The sequence below is a fragment of the Rhizobium sp. CFBP 13726 genome, assembly GCF_014841925.1.
Classification (GTDB): domain Bacteria; phylum Pseudomonadota; class Alphaproteobacteria; order Rhizobiales; family Rhizobiaceae; genus Neorhizobium; species Neorhizobium soli.
This window is the reverse complement of the sequence record NZ_JACYUU010000006.1, coordinates 1-19,600: the sequence shown is the minus strand read 5'-3', so window position 1 is coordinate 19,600 and position 19,600 is coordinate 1. Positions and strand designations below refer to the sequence as shown.

Annotated in this window: 18 protein-coding genes and 2 pseudogenes; 3 read left to right on the top strand and 17 right to left on the bottom strand. The window is 59.3% G+C overall.

Annotated features, from left to right (window positions below; translation table 11 throughout):
• Nucleotides 1-95: 95 nt before the first annotated feature.
• On the bottom strand, nucleotides 96-1,202 hold the full coding sequence (locus IFT66_RS20920) for an alpha/beta hydrolase (protein WP_192078807.1): 1,107 nt from the start codon (nucleotides 1,200-1,202) through the stop codon (nucleotides 96-98).
• 61 nt (nucleotides 1,203-1,263) lie between these two features.
• A complete protein-coding gene (locus IFT66_RS20915; protein WP_249406537.1) occupies nucleotides 1,264-2,496 on the bottom strand; it encodes an MFS transporter in 1,233 nt (410 codons plus the stop codon).
• 100 nt (nucleotides 2,497-2,596) lie between these two features.
• On the opposite strand from IFT66_RS20915, the gene IFT66_RS20910 reads away from it, so the two are divergent.
• Both IFT66_RS20910 and IFT66_RS20905 read left to right on the top strand, forming a co-directional pair.
• On the top strand, nucleotides 2,597-3,490 hold the full coding sequence (locus IFT66_RS20910; protein WP_192078806.1) for a LysR family transcriptional regulator: 894 nt from the start codon (nucleotides 2,597-2,599) through the stop codon (nucleotides 3,488-3,490).
• A 467-nt stretch (nucleotides 3,491-3,957) separates the two neighbouring features.
• A complete protein-coding gene (locus tag IFT66_RS20905; protein ID WP_192078805.1) occupies nucleotides 3,958-4,794 on the top strand; it encodes a hypothetical protein in 837 nt (278 codons plus the stop codon).
• Here the strand turns inward: IFT66_RS20905 and IFT66_RS23965 are convergent.
• The 4 genes and pseudogenes from IFT66_RS23965 to IFT66_RS20890 form a co-directional block, all read right to left on the bottom strand.
• Entirely contained in the window at nucleotides 4,778-5,206 is a 429-nt protein-coding gene (locus tag IFT66_RS23965) for a hypothetical protein (protein ID WP_446737945.1), read from the bottom strand. The genes IFT66_RS20905 and IFT66_RS23965 overlap by 17 nt on opposite strands.
• A gap of 22 nt (nucleotides 5,207-5,228) precedes the next feature.
• The gene (locus IFT66_RS23375; protein ID WP_342344806.1) at nucleotides 5,229-5,381 is read right to left on the bottom strand and encodes a hypothetical protein; all 153 of its coding nucleotides are present in this window, start codon (nucleotides 5,379-5,381) and stop codon (nucleotides 5,229-5,231) included.
• 55 nt (nucleotides 5,382-5,436) lie between these two features.
• Nucleotides 5,437-5,702, bottom strand: a pseudogene (locus IFT66_RS20895) (transposase); the annotation flags it as partial.
• Between the two features lie 95 nt (nucleotides 5,703-5,797).
• Nucleotides 5,798-6,229, bottom strand: a complete 432-nt coding sequence (locus tag IFT66_RS20890) for an Lrp/AsnC family transcriptional regulator (protein ID WP_192078804.1) — start codon at nucleotides 6,227-6,229, stop codon at nucleotides 5,798-5,800.
• A gap of 125 nt (nucleotides 6,230-6,354) precedes the next feature.
• On the opposite strand from IFT66_RS20890, the pseudogene IFT66_RS20885 reads away from it, so the two are divergent.
• Nucleotides 6,355-7,434 (top strand): annotated as a pseudogene (locus tag IFT66_RS20885) (saccharopine dehydrogenase C-terminal domain-containing protein); the annotation flags it as partial.
• Nucleotides 7,435-7,851: 417 nt separating this feature from the next.
• Here the strand turns inward: IFT66_RS20885 and IFT66_RS20880 are convergent.
• The 11 genes from IFT66_RS20880 to IFT66_RS20830 form a co-directional block, all read right to left on the bottom strand.
• The gene (locus tag IFT66_RS20880; RefSeq protein WP_192078802.1) at nucleotides 7,852-8,634 is read right to left on the bottom strand and encodes an SDR family oxidoreductase; all 783 of its coding nucleotides are present in this window, start codon (nucleotides 8,632-8,634) and stop codon (nucleotides 7,852-7,854) included.
• Nucleotides 8,634-9,563, bottom strand: coding sequence for a dihydrodipicolinate synthase family protein (locus IFT66_RS20875; protein ID WP_192078801.1), 930 nt, complete (start codon nucleotides 9,561-9,563; stop codon nucleotides 8,634-8,636). The genes IFT66_RS20880 and IFT66_RS20875 overlap by 1 nt, the downstream gene beginning before the upstream one ends.
• On the bottom strand, nucleotides 9,560-11,020 hold the full coding sequence (locus tag IFT66_RS20870) for an amidohydrolase family protein (protein WP_192078800.1): 1,461 nt from the start codon (nucleotides 11,018-11,020) through the stop codon (nucleotides 9,560-9,562). Before IFT66_RS20870 ends, IFT66_RS20875 begins: the two co-directional genes overlap by 4 nt.
• Nucleotides 11,017-12,486: an ABC transporter substrate-binding protein gene (locus IFT66_RS20865; RefSeq protein ID WP_192078799.1), complete on the bottom strand. Its 1,470-nt coding sequence runs from the start codon at nucleotides 12,484-12,486 to the stop codon at nucleotides 11,017-11,019. Before IFT66_RS20865 ends, IFT66_RS20870 begins: the two co-directional genes overlap by 4 nt.
• Nucleotides 12,483-13,511, bottom strand: a complete 1,029-nt coding sequence (locus IFT66_RS20860; RefSeq protein WP_192078798.1) for an ABC transporter ATP-binding protein — start codon at nucleotides 13,509-13,511, stop codon at nucleotides 12,483-12,485. Before IFT66_RS20860 ends, IFT66_RS20865 begins: the two co-directional genes overlap by 4 nt.
• A complete protein-coding gene (locus IFT66_RS20855) occupies nucleotides 13,511-14,488 on the bottom strand; it encodes an ABC transporter ATP-binding protein (RefSeq protein WP_192078797.1) in 978 nt (325 codons plus the stop codon). The genes IFT66_RS20860 and IFT66_RS20855 overlap by 1 nt, the downstream gene beginning before the upstream one ends.
• A gap of 17 nt (nucleotides 14,489-14,505) precedes the next feature.
• A complete protein-coding gene (locus IFT66_RS20850) occupies nucleotides 14,506-15,378 on the bottom strand; it encodes an ABC transporter permease (RefSeq protein WP_174196901.1) in 873 nt (290 codons plus the stop codon).
• A gap of 7 nt (nucleotides 15,379-15,385) precedes the next feature.
• Nucleotides 15,386-16,351, bottom strand: coding sequence for an ABC transporter permease (locus IFT66_RS20845; protein WP_174196902.1), 966 nt, complete (start codon nucleotides 16,349-16,351; stop codon nucleotides 15,386-15,388).
• A gap of 83 nt (nucleotides 16,352-16,434) precedes the next feature.
• On the bottom strand, nucleotides 16,435-18,003 hold the full coding sequence (locus IFT66_RS20840; RefSeq protein WP_192078796.1) for an ABC transporter substrate-binding protein: 1,569 nt from the start codon (nucleotides 18,001-18,003) through the stop codon (nucleotides 16,435-16,437).
• A 46-nt stretch (nucleotides 18,004-18,049) separates the two neighbouring features.
• Nucleotides 18,050-18,445, bottom strand: a complete 396-nt coding sequence (locus IFT66_RS20835) for a VOC family protein (RefSeq protein ID WP_192078795.1) — start codon at nucleotides 18,443-18,445, stop codon at nucleotides 18,050-18,052.
• A partial coding sequence (locus tag IFT66_RS20830; RefSeq protein WP_192078794.1) for a dihydroorotase occupies nucleotides 18,442-19,600 on the bottom strand: 1,159 nt, incomplete at its 5' end. The genes IFT66_RS20830 and IFT66_RS20835, both read right to left, overlap by 4 nt.

Here is a 19,600-nt window from a genome sequence, read left to right as displayed (position 1 = left end):
GCTCGAAGCCTCGCAACGCGCAGGCCTGTTCCAGAGCTTACCAGGATGTCTCGGTCGCCCCACGACGACCGACACAGATGGACGTTCCGCTTCGGTCAGGCGAGATATTGACCGAAGAACGTCTTCAGCCGGTCGAACGGGATGAGATCAACACGGTCGTAGAGATCGACATGACCGGCGCCCTTTACCCAGACCAGTTCCTTGGGTTCCGACGCCCGGTTATAGGCATCCCGGCTGAACTCCTTCGAATGCGCTTGGTCGCCCGAGATGAACAGCATTGGGCGCGGCGAGATGGTCTCGATGTCGTTGAAGGGATAGAAATTCATGAATTTGACGCTGCTGCTAAGGGTCGGCTTCGTCGTCGTCTCACGGGTGACGCCAGCAGGCGTGAACTCACCGCGAGGCGTGCGATAGAAGTCGTAGAACTCGCGTTGTATTGGATCCGTATCGGCCGTCAGTTCCAGTGTGGTGCCACCGATGTACTGGGCCTCTGCACCGTCGGCCTCTGCCCAGCGCTGTTCGGCAGCCGTTGCGATGAACTGCTTCCGCTGCTCGATCGTCTGAGACTTGTTCAGTGCGTCGCGAAAGGCAGCGCCCATGTCGTACATACTGACAGTGGCGACCGCCTTGATGCGCGGATCGATCTTGGCGGCGCTGATGACGAAGCTGCCGCTGCCGCAGACGCCGATTGCACCTATGTTGGCGCGATCGACGAACGCATTCGAACCCAGGAAATCGACGGCTGCGCTGAAGGCCTCTGCATACATCTCTGGGGACACCAGATTGCGTGCCTGCCCTTCGCTCTCTCCCCAGAACGGCAGATCGAGGGACATGGCGATAAAGCCCTGTTCAGCCATCTTGGTTGCGTAGAGATTGGCGCTCTGCTCCTTTACCGCACCCATCGGATGCCCGACGATGATCGCGGCTATCTTGCTGGTTCGATCGAGGCCATTGGGGAGGAAGAGGTTTCCGACCACAGATGTCTGGTACTGGCTTTTGAAGGTAACCTTGTGCGAGGTCACCTTGTCGCTGGTGTAGAAATTGGCGGCGCCTCTGGACATGTCCTGAGCCCCTACAGGCGGCGTGTCGAAAACCGATATCGCCCCGAGAGTTGCGATGCCCGCACCCGTCATCTTCAGCAGGTTGCGGCGATCGATGCCGGTCTTCGCGGTCTGCGTGCCGTCCTGGTTCTGGGTGGTCATATGGATGTCTCCTTGAGCGATGAAGCGATGGAAATCGGGTTTGTTGAAACGAGCGGCACGTTCATCGGCGTGTTGAACGCCAAGCGGCGATGGCGAGAAGAAACGCGCCGAAAAGCAGCCCTGCGGCCAAAAGAAAGGTTGTCCACCAGCCATAGCCGTCGAACAGGACGCCGCCGACGGACGCGCCGAGGGTAATTGCAAGCTGGATGGTCGCCACCTGCAACCCGCCGCCGGCCTCCGCGTCGTCGGGCATTGTCCGGCTGAGCCAGGTTCCCCAGCCGACCGGAGCGGCCGTGCTGAACAGACCCCAGCCGACCAGAAGCACGGCGGTGATTGTCGAGGATGATCCGAATGCGATCAGGCCCAGGGCAATGAACGCCATGATCAGCGGGATTGCTGCGAGGATCACAAACAGCCGTTTCTGAAGCAGGTGACTGACGATCGTGGTGCCTGCGACCCCTGCCAGACCCATCAGCAGAAGCAGGAGAGACAGTGTCGATATCGAAACCGCCGTCACTGTTTCCAGAACGGGCCGAAGGTATGTGAACAGGGCGAACTGGCCCATGAACAGCAGCATGATCGAGGCCATCCCGATCGCCACCGGCGGGCGCAAAAGCAGCCGGAAGACATTCGACGAGCCCTCGCTGGAACGCGGAGGCATGGGAGGAAGGCTGATCCACTGCCAGACAAGCGCCAGAAGTGCCAGGGGAACAACGGCGAAGAAGGCGCCACGCCAGCCGATATAGCTGCCGAGCAAGCTTCCCAGCGGGGCCGCGAACGTCGCCGCGACGGCGTTGCCGGCGTTCAGCATCGCAAGACCCCTGGGGACCGAGTCGGCCGGAACCAGCCGCATGACGATCGAGGTCGACATCGACCAGAAACCGCCGATGGCAATGCCCAGCAGGGCGCGCCCTATCATCAACACGAGATAGTTGGGGGCGAATGTGACGATCGTTCCAGAGATCACCAGGATTGCCGAGAACGATGCGAGCACCAGACGCCTGTCCATCCGACGCGTCATGCCAGCTACGAAAATGCTGGTCGCGACGGCAAAGACCCCGGAGATCGAGATCGCCTGGCCGGCACGACCTTCCGTGACACCGAGCTCCGTTGCAATCGGTGACAGAAGGCTGACCGGCATGAACTCCGACGCGATCAGGACGGCAACGCACAACGCCATCGAGATGACTGCGCCCCAGGCCGCAACTGGTACAGTCGAATTGGCGGTAGTCGTGAACGCGGCTGCGTCGTCGTCGTTTTTGAAGTCGGGCTGTATGAAAGCTTGTTGTGTCATGGCGGCAATATACGCAACGGCCAGTTCGAAGATTAGTCATTGCAATTCGCTTGGACCTATCGCCCTATGACATCAATCACCGAGGCTTTGGAGACGGACCATGAAGCGGGAAGATCTCAATGACATGCTCTGGTTCTTGGCGGTAGCAGAGGAGCGGAGCTTTACAAAAGCGGCCGCGAGACTCGGTACGTCGCAATCGACGATCAGCCATACCATCAAGAAGCTAGAAGCTCGGATGGGGCTGCGCCTTCTGACCCGCACAACCCGCAGCGTTGCTCCTACGGAAGCGGGCGAGAGATTGATCCGCTCTCTGGCCCCGCGCATCGAGGAGCTTGAGACCGAGATCGACGCGCTGATGGAGTTCAGGGACAAACCGTCAGGCTCTGTTCGCATAACGCTTTCCGATCACGCCTTGGAAAGCGTCGTCTGGCCGAAGCTGTGCTCAGTGCTTCGGGACTACCCCGACATCAAGGTGGAGCTTAACAGCGACAATGGCTTCCGGAATATTGTGGAAGAAAAATTCGACGCCGGCGTGCGGCTTGGCGAAAGCGTAGACAAGGACATGATCGCTGTGCGCATCGGGCCGGACTGGCGACTAATCGTCGTTGGCTCTCCGGAATATTTTGCTGGGAGGCCTGCTCCTGAAACGCCACAGCAGCTTGTCGCTCATGACTGCATCAACCATCGGCAGTCGCGCCTTGGAGGGCTCTATAGCTGGGAATTCGAGAAGGACGGCAGGGAGCTTCGGGTCCGTGTAGAGGGCCAACTGACCTTCAACACGTCCTATGCGATGATCGATGCTGCCGTGAAGGGCTACGGAATTGCTTACGTACCCGAAAACCTTGTTCAACAGCAGCTTGCGTCTGGTGAGTTAGTGCAGATTCTCAATGACTGGACGCCGCTGTTTCCGGGCTACTACCTCTATTACCCAAGCAGACGACAGAACTCCCCAGCGTTTAAGGTCGTTGTGGAGGCGCTACGCGTTTTAATGTGAAAGGGCAGAACGTGGCCGATGAAGTGTTAAGGGCCGTTGCGGGGCTGCGGAGTAATGCAGCTTCGATACATCAAACATGTTCTCCTCGCCCGAATTCGTCCGCTTCCCGGCTCCATCACCTGAAAGCCGCCCGTCCGCTTGCGGCCCCATATCCGCCGATCCCTTTTAAGACAAACGACGGTCCCCTCTGTGGAAGTTCAGCGCGTTAGCTACATTCAAATAAGAGGGTCGTGGGTTCGAACCCCTTCAAGGCGCATGCACTATTGGATGCCAAATCGTTGAACATCAGAGCACAGCAGTACCCCTGAATGACTAAAGGCGCAGTCTGTGAAGACCACGCCTAGCCAAATTCCGTTTAGACTCTCCAAGTGCCATGGTAAGGCCATGGGCTCGCAACACCATTGTGCCACCACTCAGCGAGTAGCTATGTTATAGGGAAAACAGACTCGCATTGCAAGGGGAAGCAAGTGTCCAGCATCACCAAGCGGCATGTGCCGACATCACAGCTACTGGGTGAATACCTGACATTCGTCCCCACCCCGCAGCAGGGGGATCACTTCAAGGCTGATATGCGCACCCTCAACCCCACCCTGTTGCGCGATAGTATCCGCGAAGGGGTTCAGGTCCAAGCTCTACAGCAGATACCCATACCTGAGCAGAGGCTGGTGATCCACAGGATCTATACCCGCAAGGTGAAAGAGTTTTCGTCGATCTATCCCTTCGTGTTCGCGGTGGAGAACGCTCTGCGCTCGGTGCTTGCCGATTATTTAGAAGAACGCTTCGGGCGGATGGACTGGTGGACGCTAATCCGCAATGCTCGGCAGAACGGCCAGACCTATACTGCCTTTCCCAACATTCTAGGTACGCCCGTCAATCCAGCTTTCGTGAAAGCTGTCTGGCGAGTTTTCGACAATATGGTCAATCAGCAGCATATCAACAATGCTACCGGAAACAACAAAACCGACGAGTTCTACTATTGCCTTACCCTGGGTGACCTCTGGTCGATTATGCAGGCGGATTGGCCCCTGATCCGCGACATGTTCGCCACGGATTCTGTCCTCGGCTTCAGTTTCACAAAAACCATGTTTAACGACACGATGCGCGTCATCAAGGAGACACGCAACGAGCTGTTTCACAGCAACCCGATTAAGGACCGCAAAAAGATCGTCGACTCCTGTGAGCGGATCCTGAACGGACTGCAGTTCCACCTCGGCGACTATGATCATGATCTTGGGGTCGCGCAATATGTGCGCGTGCCGGCGACCGTTGCCAGGGCGCAGCGCCACGTCATTCCGGTGCGCTAACAGACGGATGCGTTCCCGTCTTGCGCCGGAGGCGTAGCTTAAAGCGGAGGGCCTTAATTGCGTTTGGATACAGTGGTTTGTTCGGACAAGCCCGGCACACCGGTTCGGATCCCTTCAAGGCGATACAACAACTAATCGGAGGCTCGGAACATCCAATTGTGCGGCTGCTCTGCAAGTAAAGTGGTCGAAAGTTCGTCGACCGACGAACACGCGAGATGACCGAGCATTGTCCAAAATTCGCGCTGCAGCAATTCCAGCGTCGCTGCGGGATCCGACTTGCCAGTGCCGGAGTTCGAGGGCGAGGCCTCGTAGCGAAGCGAGAACCGGTCTTCATCATTCGTTCCCGCCATTGCCGAATCGGCGAATAGGTGACGCATATGTAGGCATAGCCAGCCGCCTTGGCGCGCTCCATCATCTCGAGCACGCCTTCCTCATCACCGACGAAAGTGATTTGAAAAGACCGAAGCGACCGAAGACGCCTTCGCGATCTCCTCTAGCGAGTGGGAGGCGGCAACCGGCACCATCTGTTGGATGCCGACGGCTGCCGCGGCCTGGCCGATCGCCAGGTGGCCCCGCGGATGAAGCACAGCCTCGCCGCCACCGAAGGGAGCAATGAAGGCCGGGACGCTGAGGTTAAAACCCAATCTCGGTGGCCTGTCGAATCTCACGGTTCTCCCGCTCCAGTGCCTTCATCTTCTCAGCCACGTCACTCGGCAAACCTGCACGCTTGCCGCTGTCGACCTCGGTCTTCTTGACCCATTCGGCCGCGTGGCTGGCGAGCAGCCAATCTAGGCAGCGATAGATGAAACGGCAGCCCACCGCGAAGGGTGCTCGGCTTCGCGATCCAGCACCATACGAATGGCATGTTGACGGACTCCAGGTGAAAATTTGTTAGTTGTCTTGCTCATGATCGCTCCACTTTCTCAGAAGTTGGAGCCTCCGGCGAAACCGGCGCGGTTTACGGGTCAGGCAAGGGTCGTAGCGTTCTCTGCACGCCACATCTTCAACGTACAATCCGGTCGGAGAGGATGATGGAGGAAAGCGTGCGCTCCACGCCAGGCAGTTCCCCAATAAGGTCAATCAGCCGGTCCAGATGCGCGATGGACGGCGAGGCGATAACGGCAATCAGATCGTAGAGCCCATTTACCGAATGCAGTGATCGGACTTCCTGTATCGCGTCAAGTTCTACAGTAACGGCAGCAAGTGCTTTCGGGGCAATGGTGATCAGCACATGGGCGCGGATCAGCCCTGAAAGATACTCGTCCGAGAGCCGCACCGCATAGCCTGCAATGACGCCTTCTCTTTCCAGCCTGTCCAAACGGGCTTGCACGGTGGTGCGCGATAGCCCCAGCCGCCTTGCCAGTGTTGCCACAGCCATTCGGGCATTTTCAGCGAGCAGGCCAAGAAGCTCGCGATCTTTCGCAGTCACTTGCATTCCGTACAGATCCTCCAGTCGATTTGCACAAATTGATACCGTATTTCGTTGATTTTGCCGCTATGAATCGGAGGTGCCTCATAAGAGTGTCTTTCTGACAGCGAATTCGGAGCCATGGGTTGCAAATGAAGCAGATCGTTATTGTCGGCGCGGGAAAAATTGGCGGTGCGGTTGCTCGCATGTTGGCAGCCACGAAGGATTATCAAGTCACATTGTCCGATGCGAATGATGCTCAACTCGCGGGCTTCAATTCACTTGACGGGATCACAACGTCCCTCGTTGATATCAAAGATCATACCAGTCTCGTATCTCTTCTCACGGGCAAATTTGCAGTCTTGTCTGCTGCACCGTTCCATTTAACCGGTCTCGTGGCGAAAGCTGCGGTTGACGCAGGTACTCATTATCTCGATCTGACGGAAGACGTGACAACCACCCGGAGGGTAGAAAGCCTCGCTGAGCAAGCAAAGTCTGCACTGATTCCTCAATGTGGTCTTGCACCCGGCTTCATCTCTATCGTCGCGGCCGATCTTGCAGGCCGGTTTGATACGCTCGACAGCGTGCGCATGCGTGTAGGCGCATTGCCGCAGTATCCCTCAAACGCTCTCAACTACAATCTCACCTGGAGCACGGACGGACTGATCAACGAGTACATCGAGCCCTGCGAGGCTGTAGTTGAGGGGCGCTTAATCTCGGTTCCTGCAATGGAGGAGCGGGAGGAGTTTTCGCTCGACGGAGTGACCTACGAAGCGTTTAATACCTCTGGTGGTCTCGGGACCTTGGCAAAGACCCTTGAGGGCAAGGTGCGGACAATGAACTATCGCACCATCCGCTACCCGGGTCATCAGGCGATCGTGAAGGCTCTTCTCAACGATTTCAATTTGCGCAACCGCCGTGACGTGCTGAAGGACCTCTTTGAGAACGCTCTACCAGCGACAAATCAGGATGTCGTCGTGATCTTCGTTACCGTTTGCGGCTGGAGGGACGGGCGATATCTTCAGGAGACCTATGCCAACAAGATCTATGCTGGGACGGTGGCAGGCCACCGGATGAGCGCGATCCAGATCACCACCGCTGCAGGTATTTCCGCGGTGCTCGATCTGCTGGCTGAAGGTCAACTGCCGGCGTCTGGGTTTGTCCGGCAGGAAGAGATCAGACTTGGCGCCTTCCTGTCAAATCGTTTTGGGCAAATGTACGCGCATAGACCTTCGAACAGTGAAAGTAGCAAAGGCTTTGAAACGCTTCCGGAACTGAAGGACGCTGCCGTTTTGGGACTTGCGCGGGACGCCAGTCTGGCAGAGGTCGGGCGGGTCCTTCCGTAGCTCCACAACCCAAGGCTCTCCGCTTCTGCTCCCCACAGCTTTGTGATTTACGAGGTATTCAAGTCCGCAGGACCGTTGGATGAGGACCGCAAGACCGCCACGACTTGGAATGCGTACTGCCTCGCTGATCCCACCATCACGGGCCAGCGCACAAAAACCTTCTACAATGTGGAGATGGCGGTTTTTCTGACTGCCTAATCCATTCATCTGCCGAAGCCTTGAATATCCGGTGGCATGTCGTGCTCGGGGCGAGGGAGTTTCGGACGGACCATTGGATGTCCGTCCGTTTTGCTTAATCCGGCTTCAGACGGATCTGATGGCCCCGCCGTCCACTCTGATCTTGCTTCCCGTCACGTAGGATGCGGGCTCGGAGGCGAGGAAAACGGCAACGGCGGCGAATTCCTCCGGTCGTCCATAGCGTCCAGCTGGAATGCCGGCTGCGGATTCGGCGGCAATCTCTTTGATACTCTTGCTTGAGTGACTGGCTGCGGCTGCATCGAGTTCGTCCACCCTTTGTGTGTGAATGCGCCCTGGAAGAAGGACGTTCACGGTAACGCCGTCTGTGGCCACTTCCGCAGCAAGCGTCTTCGACCAGCCGATCAGGGCCGAGCGAATACCATTGGACAGCGCCAGCCTGGCGATCGGCTGCTCCACCCCTGAGGAGGCGACCGATATGATCCGCCCCCAGCGTCTCTGCCGCATACCGTGCAAAAGACCGGTGGTCAGATGGAAGATGTTGGCGGCCATCGTCTCGAAATGATTGAGCCAGTCCGTCCGTTTTGCATCGAGGGCTGCAGCTGGCGGCGGGCCGCCAGAATTGTTGACGAGGATGTCGACACCCCCTGCCGCAACAAGAGAGGCAATTGTCTCATTCACGCTGTCGATGTCGGAGAGATCGAGCTGGAGTGGGATTACGGTACCTGACGTCGGTGCGAGCTTGGAAGCCCACTCGGAGATGGCCGAGGTGTTGCGGGCGGCGGCATGGACTGTCACCCCCTCTTCGGCGAGCCCGCGGGCGATCGCGGCACCCAGCCCGCGGCTTGCACCTATCACGAGAGCGGTTTTGTTTTTCAAGCCGAGTTCCATCAGCCGAGCTCCTTCAGTCTTCTGTCCTGCCGCGCGACGAGGCGCTCGATCTCGCTGACATCGGCGGGAGAAAGGGCTCCTCCCGGCTTGCGCAGTGTCGGCGTCGCGATCGCGCCACGTTTCGCCATGATGTATTTCCGGATGGAGAGGCCAAGGCCCGGTTGCTGTTCGTAACGGGCGAGGGGGAGATAGGCGTCGAAGATGTCCTGGGCGCGCTCGGCATCGCCGCTCTCATGGTGGAGGACGACGTCGCGCATCATCTCCGGATAAGCAAAGCCGGTCATGGCGCCGTCTGCCCCGCGCGCCATCTCCTCAGGTAGGAAAACGCCGCCATTGCCGCACAGGATCGAAATGCGGCGGGTACCGTTGGTCTGCGCCTGCGTGCGCAGAGCCGTGATCTTTGCAAGTCCCGGCCAATCCTCGTGTTTCAGGCAAACGCAGGTCGGGATCTGGTCGATGATCGTCTGGATGACGGAAACGGGTATGGTGACGCTGGTAACAAGCGGAAAATCCTGCAGCACGAACGGCGTATCACCGATGAACTCCGCCGCCTGCTTGTAGTAGCTGACGATCTGCTGATCGTTGCGCAGCGACGATGGCGGAGCAATCATCACGCCTGCCGCACCGTCGTCCATCACCATTGAGGTCAAGGCCTGCATCTGGGCAAAGCCTGCAGCAGAGACGCCCGCAACAACCGGCACGCGGCTGTCGACCCTGTGAAGGATACGTCGCACATAGGTATGCGCTTCCTCGATGGTGAGCTTTTGCGCTTCCCCCATCATCCCAAGCACGGTCAGTCCCGTCGCGCCGCGCTCAAGGTAGAAATCGACCATGCGGTCCGTGCTTTCCAGATCTACATCACCCGTATCCGTGAACGGGGTCAGGGCAATAACATAGACGCCTTTTGCCTCTTCATTCAGCCTGATCATTGGCTGTCTCCTTGAAGTTTTGGATATCTTGCATGGCCAAAAAAGCCTTCCGGCTGGCCGATCATTTTTTCGAGGCCCATGCGCTCGATGAGCAATCGGGCTTGCCTGTCGGCCTCTGCAATGACCTCGTCGAGGTCGGTCAGCAGAGGGCGGCCACCTTCAAGCAGGATCTGCCCGTCGGCCACGACGGTGTCGACGTCATTGCCATTGGCGAAGTAAGCAAGGCGGAAGATGGGCATCTGGAAGGGCGCTAAGTGGGGGCGCTTCATGTCGACCACCACGATATCGGCCTTCTTGCCGACTTCGAGGGATCCGAGGTCTTGATCGAGCCCGAGGGCAGTCGCTGCATCGATCGTCACCATTTCGAGGGCCTTGCCCGGAGGCAGGACCGAGGGATCGCGGAAATGCGTACGGTGATAGTGCATGCATTGCTGCATGTGCCGGAACATGTCCGCCGATCGGTCCGGCGCGGTTGCATCGGAGCCGATCGCGACCACTGCACCTGCCTCGATCAATTCGATCGCTGGGCACCGGCCAAGGATGGAGGCGATAGCGCTTGGGTTATGAGCGATGCGGGCGCCGGTATCGGCAATGATGCGGATCTCTTCTGGCGTGATGTCGATGGCATGGGACAACAGCGCGTCCGGTCCGAGAATTCCGAGCTTTTCGGCGCGGGAAACGGAGCCCTTCCAGTGACCATCCTGAGTGAACACCACGCCCGCGTCGCGCGAGAGCGCCCGCACGGCCTTAGTCTGGGCGATCGCGGCTTCGTAGTCTGCGGTCGACATGCCGCGCTGATGTTCGTCACGTAGGACAGGGGTGAGCAAGGCGATCTTCAGGCGTCCGCGCCCGTGCCACAGTTCCAGCAGTTTCCGGCTGACGGCAAACTGCTCCTCGAAGGTTACAGGTCGTTCTGACGCCCTGCCGTCTTGCCAGGATGCATAGGTTCGCGGATGCGGGGGGCGTGTCGGTCCGACGGCGACCACGGAGCGCGTGCCGACTGCGCTTACTCCCTCGCAATGTGCATTTCCGTAGGCGACATCATCCGTGCGCATGATCGTATCGCCGCCACCGAGAAGTGAAACGCCGGTGGTGACGCCGAAGCGCAGCCGCTCAAGGGCTGCAAGCCGTGCTTCTGCGAACCAGAATTCCGGTGTCGAGCCGACGGTATAGGCCGCGTTGCAGATCTCTTCCCAATGATTGCCTTGCTCCATGCCCATGGTTTTGATCAGACCATGGCCTGCATGGGCATGGACGTCGATCATCCCGGGCATGACCACCTTGCCGTTGGCGTTGATATGGCGCTCGGCCTGGTATTCTTTCGCGATCTCGTCCGCGTGCCCGATCGCGACAATGCGATCGTCGAGAACCGCGACCGCACCCTGGTCGAGAACGCGGCGACTCCCGTCCATGGTGAGGATGGTTCCGCCGCTGATGATCAGATCGACGCGCCTCATGGTGCTGGTTTCCCGGATTGGAAATTAGGGAGCCGAGTCACGTCGAGCACGCAATCCTGACGCATGCGCCAGTCCGGCCAGGACCCGGACAGGCCTGTCACCCTCAATGGATTGTAGAGATATAGCCATGGAGGATCCACTTGCAGCGCGTGAAAGGCCTTTACGAAGATCTTCTCACGTTCACTCGGATCAACAGTTGCCCGCCCCGCGTCGAGCAAGTCTTCGGCTTCGGCATTGTGAAAGCCCAGCCACCAGGAGCCCTTAGCCCTTTGATCGATTTTTTCGGCGAGGATGCGGAAGGTGCTCAAGGGGCTTGAATCGAAAACGCACATGTCGCGCACCTGCTTCAAGCGGACACGATGCGCATAGGCTTCGCGGTCTGTGTGGCGGTGAACGTTCAGCGTCACACCGATTGGGGCGAGCTGCTCCGCAAGAGCCGCCGTCAGGGCCTCGGCTTCATCGGGCAGGCGTGTCGGGCTGTCAACCTCAATGGTCAGACCCTCGGCAAATCCAGCTTCTTCGAGCAGCCTTTTTGCCTGATCCAGATCAGGGCGCAGATCCTTCGATGGCATGCTGCCGAAATGCACGGGGCTGACGAAGCCGGTCAGTGGCTTTGCTGCACCTGCGACCACCCGATCAATCAGGGCCTGGCGGTCGATCGCCAGGTTAAGGGCGCGGCGAACGCGGCTGTCCTTGAGCGGTCCCTTGAAGGCATTGAAGAGGTAGATGATGGCGACCGGGACGAGTGATGTCACCCGCGTATGTTGGCCTGTTTCTTTTAGCGCTTCAGATGCTTCGTAGTCGAGGCTGTTTGCCACCTGCGCCTGGCCGGAGATCAACATTTGCAGTCGTGCTTCCCGGTTCGGCTCCAAGCGGAAGGTCAGTTCAGCATTGGCTGGTCGCTCGCCATGCCAGCCTTCGAAACGCTGGAGGTGCAGGGCGCGACCGGGTTTGTAGGAAACCAGGCAATACGGGCCTGTACCGACTGGCTGCGATGTATCTCCCGCCTCGTAGCGGTCCAGTGCTGAGGGAGCAAGCACGTAGCCGTAAACCAAGATGTCGAGGAGATCGGCGATCGGCTTCGAGAGGCGGATCGCGACGGTCAGGGGATTGATCGCCTCGATCTCCGCGTCACCAAGATACTGATGCCAGACCCCGGGCGCACCGAGTGTGTAGCCTTTGTCAGGACGGGCCATGCGCGTCAGGGATTGGCAGACGGCTGCCGCATCGCAGGGGCTGCCATCGTGAAATCTCAAGCCTTCCCTCAGCCGAAAAGTCCATTGTTTCGCATCCGGGGTGACATCCCAAGAGCTTGCGAGTGCTGGCACGTAGCCGCCATCCTTGCCATAGCGCACAAGCCCGTCGAACAGTGCATCGAAGACAGCCAGCATGTCGTTAGCATCGGTGCAGTCGTGCGGATCTTCGAGGGCGAGGCGGGGTTGAACAATGACGGCGGGCGAATTCACTGGCATTTCCTTTCGGCATCATTCCGATCATGGAGGTGGCATGCAACAGCGCTGCCATCCGGTTGGGGCGTCAGCACGGGACGCTCGATCGCGCAGCGATCAAAGGCCATGGGGCACCGGGTTCTGAAGCAGCAGCCGGAGGGCAGGCGCAGTGCGCTTGGCACTTCGCCGACGATCTCGATCTTCGGTTTTGCGAGGGACTTGTCGATGGTTGGCGCGGCCGAAAGCAGAACCTGCGTGTAGGGATGTTTCGGCTGATTGAACAACTGATCACGGCTGGCCGTCTCAACCATGAAGCCGAGATACATGACCCCGATCCGGTCAGCGATGTGGTGAACCACCGAAAGGTCATGCGAGACGAAAAGATAGGATAGGCCGAACTCGTCGCGCAGGTCCATCATCAGATTGAGGATCTGCGCTTGGATCGAGACGTCGAGCGCCGAGACGGGCTCGTCGGCAATGATGATCTTTGGCCGGACCGACAATGCGCGTGCTATGCCGATCCGCTGCCGCTGACCTCCTGAAAACTGATGCGGGTAGCGGCCGGCCTGTTCGGAATTGAGGCCAACCTTTGCCAGAAGTGCAATGGCCTCGTCATGGAGTTCGCGTCGGCTGAGTTTGCCCTCGGCCTGAGCGCGTCTTGGCTCCATCACGATGTCCCTGACCCGCTGCCGCGGGTCGAGAGAGGCATAAGGATCCTGGAAGATCATCTGCAGCTTGCGGCGGATCGGACGCATTTCGCGAAACTGCATGCGGGAAATGTCTTCTCCGTCGATCCGGATCTCGCCTGCGGTCGGCTCGTAAATCCTGGCAATCGTCTTTGCCACGGTCGACTTGCCGCAACCGGATTCGCCCACCAAGGCCATGACCTCGCCAGGCGCAATCGACAGGTCGACACCATTCACCGCCCGCAATTGTTTCTGGGGAGCGAGGAGCTTTCCCTTTCCGAACTGTAGCCGATCGAAAAGACCTCCCACAGGAAAGGCTTTGACCAGGCCTCGAACATCGAGCACGGGGGTCGTCATTAGGCCGTCTCCTCCAGCGGAAAGTGGCAGGCTGCTTCGAGCGAGCCGCGCACGGGGGTGAGCGCCGGCGTTTCTGCCGAACAGATGGCCTGGGCCCGGAAGCACCGGTCTTTGAAGCTGCATCCTTGGCCGAGCGTGCGAATGTCCGGTACAGTGCCTGGGATCTGGCTGAGGCGTGCCCGGCGATCGGTGATCTTCGGAATGCTGTCCAGGAGCCCGCGCGTATAGGGATGGGCAGGCGACTGAATGATCTCGCTCGTAAGCCCCCTTTCCACGACCTTGCCGCAATAAAGCACGACGACCCGGTCCGCCATTTCGGAGACAACGGCGAGATCGTGCGTCACAAGGATCATGGCCGCTCCGCGCTCGACGATCTGGCGACGCATGAGCTTCAAGATCTGGGCCTGGACGGTGACATCAAGGGCTGTGGTGGGTTCGTCCGCGATGATCAGCCGGGAACCAGCCAGCAGCGCGATGGCGATGACAACGCGCTGGCGCATACCGCCAGAAAACTGGTGCGGGTAGGCGTCGAGGCGGCTGGCGGCCTCCGAGATGCCGACATCCTCGAGCATCTCGATGCAGCGCGCACGTCGCGCTTTCTGATCGAGATCCGTATGCAGGCGCAGCATTTCGTCCATCTGGCGTCCGACCGTGTAGACTGGGTTGAGCGACGTCATGGGGTCTTGGAACACCATGGCGATCTCGCCGCCGCGCACCGCACGCATCTGGTCCTCGCTCTTGCGCGTCAGGTCTTCGCCGGCAAAGAGGATATTGCCGGCTTCGATCCGTCCGGGCGGGTCGATCAGGCCGAGAATGGAAAAGCCAATCACGGATTTGCCGCCGCCGGACTCACCGACGAGCCCGACCACCTCGCCCGGGCGGACGTCGAAGCTGACGCCGTCCACGGCTTTCACCACGCCGCCGAATGTATGGAAATGCGTTTTCAGATCCCGGACTTCGAGAAGTGCTTCACCCATGGTCACCGTCTCCTTCGTCATCTCAGGCGTGGATTGAGTTCGTCCCGCAGGAAGTCGCCGAACAGGTTGATGCCGAAGACGAGGAACATGATGAACAGCCCGGGAAAGGCAGAGGTCCACCAGATGCCCGAGAAAAGGACATCGAACCCCTCCTTGACGAGCAGGCCTAGCGAAGGCTCGGTGATCGGAACGCCGACACCGAGGAAACTCAGCGAAGCTTCGATCAGAATGAAGGTGCCGACCTGGATCGTGGCAACCACGATGAGCGGCGTCATGACGTTCGGCAGCACGTGGCGCAGGATGATCTCGCCGTTTCCAAGGCCCGCCACCTTGGCCGCCTGGATGTATTCCTTCTGGATCTCGCTCAATGTCGATCCGCGAACGGTGCGGGCGTAAACCACCCAGCCGACAGCGGTGAGCGCGATCAGAACCATGCCGATGCCGGTCCCGAAGGCCGACATCAGGAAGAGCGCAATCAGCATGGAGGGAAACGACAGCTGGATGTCAGCGATGCGCATGATGATGCTGTCGACGATGCCGCCATAGTAGCCCGAGATCAGGCCGAGTGCCGTCCCGATCACGCAGGAGAAGATCATGGCGGCCAGGCCGATGAAGGCGGAGATCCGCGCGCCGTATACGATGGATGCGAGCACGTCGCGGCCCTGCCCATCCGTCCCGAGCAGATATCTGCTCTCGCCACCCTCCAGCCATACCGGCGGCTTGAAGCTGTCCATCAGTTCCAGCTGTGAAACGTCGTAGGGGTCCTGGGACACGAGAAGTGGTCCGAGGGTCGCAAGCAGGGCGAAGAAGGCGAGCAGTGCGCTGCCGAAGACCGCCGGTAGATTTCGGCGGTAGTGAAAGAAGAATTCCGAAGAGAAGAACCCGGTCATGCGATCCTCACTTCACGGTAATGCGCGGGTCGATCAGCGTGTAGACGATGTCGACGACAAAATTGATGGCAACGAAGATGAAGGCTGTCAGCATCAGGTAGACGACGATGACGGGGCGATCGCCGCGGTAGATCGAGTCGATCAGCAGCTTGCCTGTGCCTGGCCATGCGAAAATTGTTTCGGTGATTGTTGCAAAGGCGATGAGGTCACCGAGCTGGAGGCCGAAGATCGTGACGACCGGAATGAGGGCGTTCTTGAGCCCGTGCCTGAACAGGATGTTCTGGCGAGAGGCGCCTTTCGCGCGGGCGAACCGCATATAATCCTGCCGCATCACCTCCATCATGCCCGCACGGGTCATGCGCAGCATGATCGCGAGGGTGGCAAGCGCCAGTGTGGCGGACGGCAGGATGATGTGCGACCAGCCGTCCGCCGTGAAGATGGATATGCGCATGCCGAGGATTTCGACCGTATCGCCGCGTCCAGACGAGGGCAGAAACTGGTAGCGGACGGAGAAGAAGAAGATCAGCATCATGCCCACCCAGAAGCCAGGTAGGGAAATGCCAAGCAGCGAGCCTGCCATGATGCCGCGAGACACCGGATTGTTCGGATTGGCGCCTGCATAAACACCGAGCGGCACGGCGATCACGGTTGCCAGCATGATCGCCACCAGCACCATTTCGATCGTTGCCGGCAGGCGCTCCAGGATGAGGTCCATGGCCGGCTGGCGGAACACATAGGAGCGCCCGAAGTCGCCCTGCAGCATGTTGCCGAGGAAGATGAAGTATTGGCTCAGCAGGGACTGGTCGAGACCCAGAAGGCGGCGGGCCTGTTCAATCTCGGCGGTGGTGGAATCGATCGGGATCACCATGAAGACGGGATCGCCGGTAAAGCTCATCATCAGGAAGACGATGATTGATACGCAAAAGAGTACCAGCACCATCTGCAGGAGCCGCTTGATCGTGTAACCCAGCAAGGCAGTGTCCCGTCATGAAGAAGTGAGAAATTCGGGACTGTCTTCCTCAAGGTCGACAGTCCCGCGTTCGCTCGGGTTGAGACTTATTCCTTGACGTCGATCTCGTAGGCCCAAAGGAACTTGTCCGCACGCGGTGTCATCTCGACATTGGTCTTTGCCGCATAGAGATCCTGCTCGTAGTGGATCGGGATCATCGGGATATCCTCCATCAGGATCTTGGTGACTTCCTGCAGGTACCCGTCGCGCTCTTCGAGCTTGGAGGTCGCATCGGCCTTGTCGATCAGCTCGTCCACCTTCGGATTGGAATAGGATCCGCGGTTGACTTGGCCATAGCCTTCCTTCTTGTCGCGGGAGTAGAACATCACGCTGTACATCGAGCCGCCGTCACCGGAGGGAACGTCCCAGCCGCTCATGATCATGCTCGACTTGTCGCTCGGGACCCGGATGTAGCCGAAGAAGTTGGACTTCGGCATTAGGTTGAGCTTGAGATCGACTTTGATCTTGCCGAGCATAGAGGCAAGCGCCTGGGCGATCTGCTGATCGTTGACATAGCGGTTGTTAGTGGTGTCAAGGGTCACCGTGAAGCCATCTGCATAGCCGGCTTCAGCCATGAGCGCGCCCGCCTTCTGAAGATCGAAGGGATACATGTCGCGGAAGCTTGCGCCATCGACATAGCCCGTATGGGAAGCGGGGACATATTGCTGTGAGGGTGTCGACAGGCCGTTCATGATGATCTTGTTGATCGCATTGACGTCGATTGCGCGGACCATGGCCTCGCGGACACGCCGATCCATCATTGGGTTCTTGTCGAGCGCGATGGTAGGGCTCTTCTCACGTTGGTCGATCGACACAACGACATTGAGCAGGCTCGGTCTGGTCATGACTTTGTAGCGGTCGTCAGCCTTGACGCGCGCAACGTCGCGGACGTTGAGATCCTGGATGACATCGACTTCACCGGTCAGTAGGGCTGCGGTGCGGGTGGCGCCATTGGTGATTGGGCGGAACGTGACCTCTTCGATCTTCGGTGCGCCGGCGAAATACTCAGTGTTGGCGGCGAGCGTAATGTGATCTTCCTTGATCCATTCGACCAGCTTGTAGGGGCCGGTGCCGATAGGCTTCAGGTCCAGCTGCTCGTCGCCCACTTCCTTCGCATACTTCTCGCTGAGGATCAGGACGGCTGCCAGATCGTTCGGCAGGACTGCGTAGGGCTTGGGTGTCTTGATCTCGACCGCGTAGTCGTCGACCGCTGTGAAGGAAGCGATGTTGGCGCCAAGATTGGCCATCAGCGACTTCTTCAGACGGTCGAGGGTGAAGACAACGTCCGACGCCTTGAAGTCCTCGCCATTGTGGAACTTGACGCCTCGGCGCAGCTTGAAGACCCAGGTCGTGTCGTCCTTGAGCTCCCAGCTCTCCGCAAGGCCGGGTCCGAATGAAAGGTCGGCATTGCGGCGGACCAGGGGATCGTAGATGTGGTAGAACAGGATGTTGCTGGACAGTTCCTCGCCCGCCTGGGGGTCGAGGTTTACCGCGTCCGACGTCAGCCCGACGGTCAGTTCCTTGGCCTGGGCCAAGCCGGTAAGTGCCGTCGAGCTCACGAGGACGAATGCGGCAAGCGCCGCGATACGTCCGGATTTCATGCGAAGATTCAGCATTTTCGTTCCCCTTTTTTGGTATGCCGACACGTTTGCATGCGCGTTTTCACCGAAGTGCGGATTGCACCTCGATCTGGTAGCCTTCCGGGTCTTCCAGCACGAAGGCTCGAATTCCCAAGGAGGCGCTGTCCTTTGGTTCTGTCAGCCCGATCGCGTCCTGGCTCGAGAGATAGCGGTGCCAGGCATCGACATCCGGCACGCGGATGCAAAGCTGCACGGGCTTGATTGGATTGGCGCGATGCATGCCGCGGGTCTCGTCGACAAGACCGACATAGGCATGCTCTGCAATTCTCAGGATCTTTGACCAGCCCTGATCGATCTCGAGCGGAAAGCCCATGACCTCTGTGTAGAAGTCGAACGCTCTGGGCAGATCGACATAGTAGAGAAATGTGATCGCCTTCTCGACGATGCCGTGATCGGGCCGGGTGGCTGCCTCAGTCATGTTGCGAGTTCCTTCGAAAACCATTTGCTTTCGCCGCGGCACAGATAGCGTCCGCTGCCGGGTGTGTTGAGGACCGAATGGCCGTCATAGGCGAGCTTGCCCGCGTGAAAGGTCGCGGCAACCCGAGCGGCGAAACGCCGTCCGTCGTAAGGGCTCCAGTTGAGGCCATCCTGGGCACGGCTCGCGTCCCAGACATCGTCACCCTCGGCGAGGATCGTGATGTCGGCATCGGCACCCGGGACGAGAGCCCCCTTGCGAGGATAAAGGCCGAAGAAGCGGGCAGGGCGTTCTGCGAGATATTCGGCGCAGAAATGCGCCGCGTCGACGCCGCGCTGTTTTGCGACGGTGTAGAAGGCAGGCAGCAGGGTCTCCATCCCGGGAACTCCCGCTCCGGCATCGAAAATGCTGGCGGTAAACTTGTTGTCGATCGGCCAGCTGGAATGATCGGAGCTGACAAATGCAATCCGGCCGTCGACCAGTTCCTGCCAGAGCCGGTCGATCTGGCCGGGACGAATGGGTGGGTTTACCTTCATCCGCGCACCGAGCTCTTCGCCGTCGCGTTCGGGATCGAACCAGAGATAGTGGACGCAAAGCTCGCCGGTCGCCCTGAAGCCCTCTCGCGCATAGTCATCCACCAGCTTGAAGCCGCGCGGCGTGCTGATATGGACGATATGCGCATGGCCGCCAGCACTGGCGGCGAGTTCGAGGAAATGCACGGACGATGCCAGTTCTGCGACTTCAGGCCGACTCGGCGAATGCGCGGTGATGCCGTTTCGGCCCTCATCCCTTGCGCGCGAAACCCGTGACCGCACGATTTCCTGGTCTTCGTTGTGCAGGCCAAGCGGCAGGTCGGTCGCCGAAAGCGCTTCCAGCAGATCGAGGGCGAGAGCCGCATCGATCCTCGGAAAGCGGGTGGGGCTGCTTTCGAAGGCGGAGATCTTGAAGGCGACGACGCCACCATCGGCGAGCGATCGCACCTCGTCGAGGGATTGCCCCGGCATGACTGTGCCGTAGAGCGCCACATCGCAATGGGCGAAGTGTTCGACCGCTGCGACCTTGGCGTCGAGGTGCTCCCTGGCGCTCAGAGGTGTCGGGTTGTCGTAGGGCATGTCGACGATGGTCGTGACCCCGCCGGCAATGGCAGACCGTGTCGTC